The organism is Providencia alcalifaciens DSM 30120, assembly GCF_000173415.1.
Classification (GTDB): Bacteria; Pseudomonadota; Gammaproteobacteria; order Enterobacterales; family Enterobacteriaceae; genus Providencia; species Providencia alcalifaciens.
The window spans coordinates 185,301-197,447 of sequence record NZ_ABXW01000004.1 but is presented as its reverse complement, the minus strand read 5'-3'; the positions used below and the strand labels follow the sequence as shown (position 1 = coordinate 197,447).

Genomic DNA, 12,147 nt, shown 5'->3' with positions numbered 1-12,147 from the left:
GCCTACGCTGCCTGTTGTGTATGAACAAATTAATTACGCTTTAGCACGTTCTTCTAGCATTACAACGGCTGGGAGCTTTTTACCTTCAACGAATTCAAGGAAAGCACCGCCACCCGTAGAGATGTATGAAATCTTATCAGCGATACCGAATAAATCGATCGCCGCTAGGGTGTCACCACCACCAGCGATTGAGAAAGCGTCGCTGTCTGCGATAGCACGAGCAACGATTTCTGTTCCCTTACGGAAGTTAGGGAATTCGAATACGCCCACAGGGCCGTTCCAAAGAATGGTTTTCGCATTTTTCAGAATTTCAGCCAGACGTTCTGCGGATTCATCACCTAAGTCCAGAATTTGCTCATCATCTTTGATAGCGTTACTTGCTTTCAGTGTTGCTTCAGCAGTTTCTGAGAACTCGGTAGCCACGCGAACATCAGTTGGCACTGGGATTTGGCAGTTAGCCAGTAATTTTTTCGCTTCTGGGATCAGGTCTGCTTCATATAAAGAGCGTCCCACATTGTTGCCTTCCGCAGCGATGAACGTATTGGCGATGCCACCACCAACAATCAGTTGGTCAGCAATTTTAGACAGGGAATCTAATACAGTCAGTTTAGTCGAAACTTTAGAACCGCCTACGATAGCAACCATTGGGCGTGCTGGATTACCTAGCGCTTTGCCTAATGCTTCTAATTCATTGCTTAACAGCGGGCCCGCACACGCAACTGGAGAGAATTTTGCGACACCGTGAGTTGATGCTTGAGCACGATGAGCAGTACCGAACGCATCCATCACATACACATCACACAGTGCAGCATACTGTTTAGACAGTGTTTCGTCGTCTTTCTTTTCGCCTTTGTTAAAACGCACGTTTTCCAGAACAACTAATTCGCCTTCAGCGATATCCACGCCATTCAAGTAGTCTTTAACTAAACGAACTGGGTTATCTAATTTAGCGGCCAGATAGTCAACAACAGGTTGCAGTGAAAACTCTTCGTTGTACTCACCTTCAGTCGGGCGACCTAGGTGGGAAGTAACCATGACTTTAGCACCTTGTTTCAGTGCTAATTCAATTGTTGGTAATGAAGCACGAATACGTGCGTCTGAAGTAACTTTACCATCTTTAACAGGAACGTTTAGGTCCGAACGAATGAAAACGCGTTTACCCGCTAAGTCCAAATCGGTCATCTTAATTACAGACATGGTGAATCCTCTTGTTGATTCTCTATAAAGTTTTCATTAGCGACTGGGCTGGGCAATAAATAACGTATTGGGTTATTGTGCCCTGCTGTCTGTCAGACGCCAATTAGTTTAAACCTGTTGCTGCCATCGCTAGGGTTGTATCTAGCATCCGGTTAGCAAACCCCCATTCGTTATCACACCAAACGAGAGTTTTGATCAAATTTTTACCGCTAACGCGTGTTTGCGTGCCATCAATGATAGCGCTATGTGGATCATGATTAAAATCCATCGAGACTAACGGTAATTCAGTATAGTCTACTATACCACGAAAATGCCCGTGCGCGGCGCTCTGTAGTAGCTTGTTAACTTTATCAACGCAAACATCCGCATCGACAGTCACGCTTAAATCAATGGCAGTGACATTGGTCGTAGGAACACGTACCGAAATCGCTTCGAAACTCCCTTGAAATTTTGGGAAAATTCGAGTGATCCCTGCCGCCAGCTTTGTATCAACGGGAATAATCGATTGGCTAGCGGAACGGGTTCTGCGCAAATCTTTATGGTAGGCATCAATCACAGGCTGATCATTCATGGATGCATGAATGGTAGTGACGGTGCCCGACTCTATACCAAAAGCATCATCTAAAACTTTGATGACAGGAATAATACAGTTGGTCGTACAAGATGCATTGGAAACGATGGTATCGCTTCCTTGTAGGCTGTCATGATTCACACCATACACAATGGTTGCATCAAGATCATCGGTTCCCGGATGCGCAAAGAGCACTTTTTTTGCGCCAGCTTCCAGATGCTTAATGCCATCTTCGCGAGAGCCGTAAACGCCTGTGCAATCTAATACCACATCCACACCTAATTCTTTCCAAGGTAGCTTGCTGATATCCGCTTGATGGAAAAGACGCATATTGTCATCCCCAACTTGTAGCAAATCGCCATTGAGGCGGACATCCCATGCAAAGCGTCCGTGACTTGAATCATACTTCAGCAAATGAGCAATACCTTCCGGTTCAGCTAATTCATTGATCGCCACAACGACAATTTCTGCCCGACGACCTGATTCATATAGTGCTCTAAGGACACTTCGACCAATACGACCGAAGCCGTTTATTGCTACCCTGATTGCCATTCTACACCTTGTATCTGAGCAAAATCACACGGTTGCTAAGGATAACTGACTACCACCAACTCTACTGCTCATTTTAGCTGTCAAACATCAAAAGTGTGCTTCACTCGACATTTTTAAAATTTATTTACATTTTCTCAAACGAAACTGAAACGGTTCAGCTAATCAAGTTTTAGATTAAGGGATATATTTATAGAACGCAATAGAAAAACAAGAAAGGGTGCACAAAAAAACAACGCCCCAATACCAAACTTGATATTGAGGCGTAAATTACATTCATTCACTTTCGGATGTCCGCGTTTAACCGCGGTGCATCTTATGAATTATTTCAGTAGAGATTTCGCTGCATTCACTGCATTTTCAACCGTAATACCGAATTCTTTGAACAACACGTCAGCTGGAGCTGATTCACCGAATGAATGCATACCAATGATAGCGCCATTCAGACCCGTGTATTTGAACCAGTAGTCCGCAATGCCCGCTTCAATCGCAACACGAGCGCTCACGCTTGAAGGCAGAACAGATTCACGGTAAGCCGCGTCTTGTTTGTCGAATGCATCCGTTGATGGCATAGAGACCACACGAACTTTACGTCCTTCTGCAGTCAGTTGATCCGCTGCTTTCACTGCTAACTCAACTTCAGAACCCGTTGCAATAAAGATTAGCTCAGGTGTACCTGCGCAATCTTTCAGGATATAAGCCCCTTTCTCGATATTCGCTAATTGCTCAGCGGTACGAGGTTGCTGTTCCAAGTTTTGACGAGAGAAAATCAGTGCGCTTGGACCATCTTTACGCTCAATCGCATATTTCCAAGCTACCGCAGATTCAACTTGGTCACATGGACGCCATGTGCTCATGTTTGGTGTCACACGTAAACTTGCCAGTTGTTCTACTGGTTGGTGAGTTGGACCATCTTCACCCAGACCGATTGAGTCATGGGTGTAAACGAAGATGCTACGAATTTTCATCAACGCTGCCATACGTACCGCGTTACGTGCATATTCAACGAACATTAAGAATGTTGCGCCATAAGGCACGAAACCGCCATGTAGAGCGATACCGTTCATGATCGCAGACATACCGAATTCACGTACACCATAATGGATGTAGTTACCCGCTTTGTCTTCGTTCAGTGGTTTAGAACCTGACCACATGGTTAAGTTACTTGGTGCTAAATCCGCAGAACCGCCCAGAAATTCTGGTAATACCTTACCAAACGCTTCTAATGCGTTTTGAGACGCTTTACGGCTTGCAATATTAGCTGGATTTTGTTGCAGATTGTCGATGAATTTTTTCGCTTCAGCATCAAAGTTAGCCGGTAATTCACCCGCCATACGGCGTTCGAATTCTTTCGCTAATTCAGGATACGCTTTCGCGTATGCTGCGAATTTTTCATTCCAAGAATGTTGTTTTTCTTTACCAGCTTCACGTGCATCCCAAGCTTGGTAGATATCCGCTGGGATTTCGAATGGACCGTAGTTCCAGCCCAGCGCTTCACGTGTTGCTGCAATCTCTGCATCACCTAAAGGTGCGCCGTGAACTGCTTCAGTGCCGGCTTTGTTTGGTGAACCGAAACCGATAACGGTTTTACACATAATCAGGGTTGGTTTGTCTGACTGTTTGTGTGCTTCGTTCACTGCCGCATTGATTTGGTCTGCATCGTGACCGTTAATGTCACGAATAACATGCCAGCCGTACGCTTCGAAACGTGCTGCAGTATCATCAGTAAACCAGCCTTCAACTTCACCATCGATAGAGATGCCGTTGTCATCATAGAATGCGACCAGTTTATTTAACTTCAGTGTACCTGCTAATGAACATACTTCGTGGGAAATACCTTCCATCATACAGCCATCACCCATGAACACGTAGGTGTGGTGGTCGACGACATCATGACCTGGACGGTTAAATTGCGCCGCTAAAGTACGTTCAGCAATTGCAAAGCCCACAGCGTTTGCAATACCTTGACCTAAAGGACCCGTGGTAGTTTCAACACCTGGCGTATAACCATATTCTGGGTGACCTGGGGTTTTAGAATGCAATTGACGGAAGTTCTTTAACTCATCAATAGATAAGTCATAACCAGTCAGATGCAGCAAGCTATAAATCAGCATTGAGCCATGACCGTTAGACAGTACAAAGCGGTCACGGTTAGCCCAATGTGGATCTGCTGGGTTATGATTCATATGGTTGCGCCAAAGAACTTCAGCGATATCAGCCATGCCCATTGGTGCGCCAGGGTGCCCTGATTTTGCTTTTTGAACCGCATCCATACTCAGAAAGCGGATAGCATTAGCAAGGGTTTTACGAGTCGTCATTAGTATACTCCAAGTAGGATAGAACGTACTTAAACCAATATTCACAACGCAATAGAGAATCATTGCGGTTTATAGAGTTAGCCTCAATAATTCGAGCCGCAGGTGCATAAGCGCTTATTAAACCTACCCACAACTTGAAGTTTGGCGATGAGACTCTACGAAACTAACGCAATTTCATCCATACAGCAATTATTTGAAACAATCTGACAGCAGACTGCGGATCTTTATCGCAACCGTCAAGCTGAATCCTTTCCATTGCGCAAAATATCCCTTTGGGTTCTTCGTTTTGCGCAATTGCCTGACCTTATTAAACCTGAGTTCACCACTTAGGATCAAGGTGATTTATGCTTCTTGAGTAATTAGCCTCAATATTAGTGATATTTGGCAAATTTTTGACGGGAAAACCCACACAAAACAACAAGGGCGCTAACATTAGCGCCCTCATTTTTATATCACGGCATTTAGAGGATGATTAACGTTCTGTCATTGCCTGTTTCATACGCGTGATTGGCTTAATAAGATAATCAAACACACTTTTTTCGCCTGTTTTAATATCTACTGATGCCACCATACCCGGAATTATTTCCATTTTCTGGTTATTTTTGTCTAACAAATAATTGCTCTCTGTTTCGACAAGAATTCGGTAGAAGGTCTCATCTGGATTGAGCTTTAACTCACTGCGACGTGTATCATTACTTAGCGTGTCTGGGCTGATTAACTTCACTACCCCATTTAAACCACCATAAATAGCGTAATCATAAGCCGTCACTTTAACAACCACAGGCATACCCGGTCTTAAGAATGCAACATCTTGTGGGCGAATGTACGCTTCGACCATGAGTTTGTCATCCAGAGGGATGATTTCAAGAATATCTTGCCCCGTGTTAACCACGCCGCCAATCGTATTGATCTTAATATTTTTTACGATGCCGTGAACGGGGGCGCGGATCTCCGAGCGTGCCACCGGATCTTCACGCATACTCATGCTCTCTTCCGCTTGATCCAACTCCGACTCGACTTTGATTAATTCCGCATTAGCTTCCGCCAGATAGTTATTCATGCGTTCGTTGATTTGGGTTGCCAACTCAACAGATTGTCTTTCCATTCGCAGGATCTCCACATTGGAAACTAATCCTTCTTTCGCCAACGGCTTAGTGATCGCGATTTCTCGATCCAATAGCCCTTTGCTTTGACGTAAACCTGCTATCGCTTGGTCGCGCTGAGTCTTTTTCGCGTTGTAGGCATTACGTTCGCGCGCCACTAATTCTTGATCCGCTATCTTTGAAAAATCAGGCTCTTCGTTACGAGATTCCCCTTTCAAACGCGCTGAGATAGCCTCTAAGTTTTGTACTCGAGCTTGGCTTTCACGTAATAACGCCCGACTACGAGCATCATCCAACTTCAGTAAAATTTGCCCTTTTTCAACAATATCCCCTTCTTTAACATACATTTCTTGGATATTACCTGGGTCGATACTCTGAATGACTTGCTCACGGCTACTGGGGATAATGGTTCCCTGCCCGCGAATAATCTCTTCTAAATTACTGTTATACGCCCAGATGATAAAAATCGTCAGCAATAGCGCCAAAAAGATAATAGGCAGAAACAGTAAATTGCTACGTTCTTTTTTCATCACGGATGCTAAGTCATGAGAAAAATCGTTAGAAATAGTACGCTGCTGTTTAGGCGCTTTACCATAATGATCCATTTTAAATCGCCTCTTCTTCTTTTGTTACGGTATGTCTAACTTGAGAAACAACGCGTACTTGTGGTGCCTGCTGTGGCGCAGGTTTATCGGTAGAAACAGTGTCTGCTGGCTGTTCTGACTGTCCTAGCATTTTTAATACTTTCTGCTTAGGACCATCTATTAAGATTTTGCCATCGTCCATCACAATAATTCGGTCAACTAAACGTAAAATGGGTAATTTATGCGTTACGACAATCAGCGTTTTTTCCTGAGTCCACGCCTCCAGAGCATCCAGAACCAATTTCTCAGTATCCACATCAATGCCCGTGGTTGGCTCGTCCAGTAACACCACATTTGGGTTATGTAAGGTTAACTGTGCCAGTGCTACTATCTGTTTTTGTCCACCCGATAGCCCTAGTCCATCCTCCCCCAAAGGCATATCTAAACCGGCAGGATGCTGACGAATAATTTTATCAAGCTGGAAACGCTTAAGTGCACGCACCAAATCGTCATCACTTGAATAGCCATCAAGACGAGCCAAATCCAAGTTTTCACGTAAGGTTCCAAAGAATAAACGCGGCTTTTGAGCCAGCATGCCAACTTTGCTTCTGAGGAAAATCGGATCAATTTGGCGAATATCGATGTCATCTAAGCTGATATTTCCTTGCTGTTGCTCATACAGACCAGTCAATAGCTTCAGTAATGTACTTTTCCCGCCACCAATTTTACCGAGGATCGCGACTTTCTCACCCGCTTTAATCTCTAAATTAATGTTGTTCAATGCTGGCTGCCCATCTTTATTATATTGATAAGTCACATTGGTCAGTCGTAATGCGCCATTAACAGAAGTCGGTGAAATGTATTTTTTGTGATCTTCGCGCTCTACGGGGCGATTAAAGATATTTTTAACGCCCGCTAATGCCATACGCGCTGATTGAAAACGTGTTGCCAGCCCTGCAATTTGCCCCAGTGGCGCTAATGCTCGACCGGATAAGATCACACTGGCGATCAATGCCCCCATCGTAATACGCGAGTTCACATCATTCGCGTGGATCAGGTAAGTTCCCAAGCACACTAAACCGACGGTATTGAGCTGCTGCATCGCCGCACTGAAGTTGACCATAAAGTTGGTCAGGTTACGCACGGCAATGGATGAAAATGCGGTTTTCTCTGTAAGCATTTCCCAACGCTGTTGTGCCCAATTCACGGCATTATTCAGCTTTAAGGTTTCGATCCCTTCAATGGATTCAACTGCTAAACCTTGGCGTTGAGACGTTTCTTTCATTGAGGCGTTGATCCCTTTTGCTAGTGGCTTTTGGATCAAAAGACCCGCGATCACCACAACCGGAATAATGGTCAGTGGCACTAACGCTAAGTATCCACCAATGACGCTGATCACACCGATAAACAGCAAAATAAACGGCAGATCGACGAGCGCTAATAAGCTCGCGCTGGTCATGAATTCACGAATGGATTCGAAGTCACGTAAATTGTTGGCATACGATCCTGATGACGCTGGGCGCTTATCAAGGCGGATCCCCATCACGCGATGGAATAGCATGGCGCTGATCACGATATCCGCTTTTTTTCCTGCGATATCTAATAAGTAAGATCGCAGCATTTTGGCGAGAAATTCAAAGCCAATGGCAAGCACAACACCGATGGTCAGTACCCATAAGGTTTCGTAAGCTTGGTTTGGGATCACACGGTCATACACATTCATCACATACAGGGAACTAATTAAGGCTAATAAGTTGATGACAAACGATGCGATGATCACTTGGTAGTAATATTTTTTATAGCGCCAAATCACTTTCCAGAAGCTGCTGGTTTCGTATTTATCAATTTCCGAACGGGTTTCTGAACGAATATTACGTTTAATAAACCAGCTATAGCCGCTGTAGTTCACTGCCAGATCTTGCACGCTTAATGTTTGACGTAAGCCTTCTTCCGTTAAGATCTCGAAATGACGCCCATTTTCCCCATCTTCAATTTTGCTGATCACCACTGATTCATTATTTGCCAATAGCGCCAGAAACGGCGCCGCAATCGTCGGGATCTTATGCAGATCGATTTCAATGATCTGGTTATCAAATTGGTGGGAATTCAACACATTTACTAACGAGGCATAATCGAAAGACTTCGACTCAGTACGCTTGGTTTGTGCTAATAAGATTTCCGGTGAAAGGGTATAACCCAAACGCTGGGTGACTAATGATAGGTTATTAATAATATTCATAATTTATCTTGAAGCCAATTCTTGGTTCATCCATGCAGACATTTTCGCCTGCACGCTGAGGTAATTAAGTGTCGCGTCACGGAAATCGTTTTGTAAGATAACGGCGCTGGTTTGAATGCTTGCAAGCTCGTTATACGCATCGAGCAAATCAATTAAAGTACGGCGGTTGATGGTGAATTGCTTTTCATAGTTACTGATCACCACTTTTTGTTCTGCGATATAGGCTTTTGCTATGTTTCCTTGCTTTTCACTTTGCGCCATATTGATCGCCGCAGATTGACTCATTTCTTTAATTTCACGGAATGTCTTCTTAATACGCTCATTCGCTGCCGATAAGGCATATTCTTTTTGTGCTTGGCTGTAATAGCTGGCTTGGTCGAAAATATTCCAAGAGACCCGTAAAAATACTTCACTGTTATCGGGGGTGGCACTGACTTCTAAATTCAATGCTGGCTTTCTCATCGCACTCGCAACTTTAACGTCTGCATTGAGACTTTGAGCATCCGCTACTTGGGCTTTATAGCTTGGATTATTCTCTAAGTTATCATCTTGGAATCTCGCCAAAATTACACCACTCGTTGTCGATCTGAAGGGATCAACAAATTGGTCTACAGTGAGCTGGCGCTGAGTCAAAATCGATAATTGGCTCAGGGCTAAATTCAGGTTTCTTTCTGTTTCGGCGCGGCTCATTTCCACTTTTAAGGTGCGCGCTTTCACTTGTGTTAGCTCACTCATTCGCCCCGAATCATGTTGGACGATGGTAGTCAGCTGCTTTGCAATTTGGTGATGACGAACGAGGTTTTCATCAATAACATCAAGAGTTTCTTTGTGGCGCAAAACCTGTAAATAAAGCTGACTAATGCGCACACTGATATCTTCTTGAGAAAGAATATATTGGTTTTCGTAGTAACTTTGCTTGGACTGTTCGCGGTCGACACCCGCTTCAATCCCACCCCAAGAATAAATATTCATGGTCGCTTTGGTACCGAGGTGAAACCCCGATTCCATCGCGTTACTTTCATATTTGTGTTGCTGCGCAAGAGGCTGGGTTCCCATTAAACTGACAACAGGATAATGCCCAGCTTCCGCCGCACTAACGTTGCTCTGCGCCGCTTGATAATTGGCATAAGCCTCTTGAACTTCTGGGGCACTATCGAGTGAATCTTTTAATAGGTTTTTTAATTCAACTACATCTGCCACAGCAGAAAGAGAAAACATCTTCACAAAAACTAACGCTAAGATGCCATTAATCATAGATTTCATAAATTTGGCGCAAAGTAATAAAACAGGGGTTGGCGACGTAAAATATTGAGGGCTACTGATGAGCAACCCTCAATAAATAGTCTTAAATAATGGCGTTTTGAGTTTCTTGTAATGCATCTAATGATGAATGCATGAAACCAGTAGAGTGGCTGGATGTTGCATTGACATCATGATCCCCCCCAGATAACTCCATTGCACTTTCTGGTGAGAACAATTTCAGTGCCGTTAAATCAGCATCATTTAAACCTGTATGACCAGATTCTTTTAACTTACTGATATCCACTGAAATTGATGATTTACCATTGGTTCCATCGTTATCCGTTAGTGTCAGTGTGAAGGTCTCTTTTTCCATTCCAATTGGACGTGTTGTCCCCGGACGGTAGGTTAATTGACCAAAGTTTTTCTCACCTAACGAGATAGAGAGTAAGCCGCCTGCTTCAGTTTTAATGGCGACTTCACCGCCACCGAAATCTGCCCAAATACTCTTATCTTTACCATCAGAGGTAATAGAATTAGTTTTTGGATCATATTTGTAGGTATTACCATCCACTTCAATGCTGATTGATTTCATGCCATCGGCACCAAAGCTTAAGGTTTTTTCATCCTGACTATTTTTGGAGAAACTACTTTCAATCGTATTTTCGCTAGGAACATATTTTTCTAATATGTTTGATAACGAACTCATATCTTTCAAGACGATAACATCACTACCATCATTATCTTTGCCTTTTTGACCATCAAAAGCGATAGGCTTAATAAACTCTTCGCCCGTTTTACCATTGGAGCTATTGAGCATATCCTGACCAATACCAATCGCAACTGAACGAATTCCTTTTTCAGTTAAGAAAGCTTTCCAGCTATCTTCACCAATATCAGAATTAGGGCTACCAGGAATAAAACCATTTGGCGATGTTGGTGCAATGCCATTGCCCACCAAAGGATCTTGACTACCTTCTTGGTTACCAAAGTTTGGAATACCATCAGTGATTACAAACAATGTGTTATCCAATTTCCCACTGATATTCTTAGCATCCAGTGGCTCCATTCCACTGCTGGATGGTTTTTGGAAAATACTAATAATTTGTTGCAAAGCAGCATCATAGTTCGTATCTACCCCAATAACTTGATGGTCAGGGCGTAACTCTTGATAACCACGCAATCCTTCAACAATTTTTCTCGCATCCGCGATTGAACACCAATAAGGTTGATCCATTGGATACCCTTTAATAGCACCAATTGCTGACGCTTGTTTCGCAAAGCCATTCATACTCACGCGGACTTCTCCCGCATCAGCACTATTTAACCTTTCTTCATAGCTATTAAGTACACTTTCAATTGAGTCTAATGCTGCGTCATATCGCGTTTTCATGCCTGAATGAGTATTGCCACCTTGAATCCCGCTATCATCCCTTCCCATACTGCTGGATAAGTCTAGTGAGATAATTAAGTTGGCGTAAAAAGTATTGTCTGCTGGCGGCTCTACTGATAATTCAACATCCGCGGCACTTGGCTTATCATCATGCACCACGATTTCTGTTTTCACTTCATCTGTGCCATTGTTAACACCAAACTCAATATTCAGAGAATCTTTACCCTCTGGGTGGTCAACAAGACCTTTTAGGTTAACTTCATAGTTAACTTTTGTGTTGCCATCTGCTGTTGGGGTATCAGTGACTTTGACAGAAATAACCTCTTTCCCATCTGGCGTTTTACCCACAAAACCGTTATCCGAAGGCTCCCATTTAATGGGTTCACCACCAGAAGTTAACTTGGTTGTCGGCTCGATGATCTTAATATCGCTTGGTGTTGTTGGTTTATCCGTTGGGTTAGATAGCTCGATAACGCCATTTACAGTCACAGACGATTTATCACCAGCCGTGCCATCTGTTCTTAACCCTTTTTCATAAACTTCTGTCGGCGTAGTCTGTGTTGGCACAATATCAATTGTGATGGTAGCGGTATTCGAGATACTGCCATCTTTATCTTTCACCGTATATGTAATGGTATCTTGACCTGTTGCACCTGGTTTTGGTGTATAAATCAATTTACCATCCACATCGAACGTAGCAGTACCTTTGCTTCCGTTCTTTTCAATATGCAGAGTCGATTTATCCAATTCCCCATCAGGATCTTTATCGTTAGCCAAAACATCAATTGTTGTCGGAACGCCTTGCTTAGTTTTACCATAATCGTCACCTGCAACAGGCGGCTCATTGATCGCAATGGTCACAGTAGCTTCATTGGATACGTTGCCATTCTTGTCTTTGACTTGGTAAGTAATGGTATCTGTACCTTTAGCTCCCGCATTCGGTGTATACACCAG

Annotated in this window: 7 protein-coding genes; all 7 read right to left on the bottom strand. The window is 43.5% G+C overall.

Translation table 11 applies throughout. From position 1 onward, the window contains the following. Positions 1-33 precede the first annotated feature (33 nt). Complete coding sequence (gene pgk / locus PROVALCAL_RS01265; RefSeq protein WP_006657247.1) at positions 34-1,197, bottom strand: phosphoglycerate kinase; 1,164 nt, start codon at positions 1,195-1,197, stop codon at positions 34-36. Positions 1,198-1,300: 103 nt separating this feature from the next. Next, a complete protein-coding gene (gene epd, locus PROVALCAL_RS01260) occupies positions 1,301-2,320 on the bottom strand; it encodes an erythrose-4-phosphate dehydrogenase (RefSeq protein ID WP_006657246.1) in 1,020 nt (339 codons plus the stop codon). 320 nt (positions 2,321-2,640) lie between these two features. Then, entirely contained in the window at positions 2,641-4,635 is a 1,995-nt protein-coding gene (tkt, locus tag PROVALCAL_RS01255) for a transketolase (RefSeq protein ID WP_006657245.1), read from the bottom strand. Positions 4,636-5,107: 472 nt separating this feature from the next. Further along, on the bottom strand, positions 5,108-6,343 hold the full coding sequence (locus tag PROVALCAL_RS01250; RefSeq protein WP_006657244.1) for a beta-barrel domain-containing protein: 1,236 nt from the start codon (positions 6,341-6,343) through the stop codon (positions 5,108-5,110). A gap of 1 nt (position 6,344) precedes the next feature. Next, positions 6,345-8,561 carry a type I secretion system permease/ATPase gene (locus tag PROVALCAL_RS01245; RefSeq protein WP_006657243.1) on the bottom strand — a complete coding sequence of 739 codons (2,217 nt, stop codon included), beginning with the start codon at positions 8,559-8,561 and terminating at the stop codon, positions 6,345-6,347. 3 nt (positions 8,562-8,564) lie between these two features. Then, positions 8,565-9,824 (bottom strand): TolC family protein, encoded by a 1,260-nt coding sequence (locus PROVALCAL_RS01240; RefSeq protein WP_006657242.1) that lies wholly within the window; start codon positions 9,822-9,824, stop codon positions 8,565-8,567. An 82-nt stretch (positions 9,825-9,906) separates the two neighbouring features. Continuing rightward, positions 9,907-12,144 (bottom strand): Ig-like domain-containing protein, encoded by a 2,238-nt coding sequence (locus PROVALCAL_RS01235; protein WP_006657241.1) that lies wholly within the window; start codon positions 12,142-12,144, stop codon positions 9,907-9,909. Positions 12,145-12,147 lie beyond the last annotated feature (3 nt).

Coding starts and splice junctions, on each gene's coding strand:
- pgk (WP_006657247.1), bottom strand. CDS start 1,197: ATGTCTGTAATTAAGATGACCGATTTGGACTTAGCGGGTAAACGCGTT.
- epd (WP_006657246.1), bottom strand. CDS start 2,320: ATGGCAATCAGGGTAGCAATAAACGGCTTCGGTCGTATTGGTCGAAGT.
- tkt (WP_006657245.1), bottom strand. CDS start 4,635: ATGACGACTCGTAAAACCCTTGCTAATGCTATCCGCTTTCTGAGTATG.
- PROVALCAL_RS01250 (WP_006657244.1), bottom strand. CDS start 6,343: ATGGATCATTATGGTAAAGCGCCTAAACAGCAGCGTACTATTTCTAAC.
- PROVALCAL_RS01245 (WP_006657243.1), bottom strand. CDS start 8,561: ATGAATATTATTAATAACCTATCATTAGTCACCCAGCGTTTGGGTTAT.
- PROVALCAL_RS01240 (WP_006657242.1), bottom strand. CDS start 9,824: ATGAAATCTATGATTAATGGCATCTTAGCGTTAGTTTTTGTGAAGATG.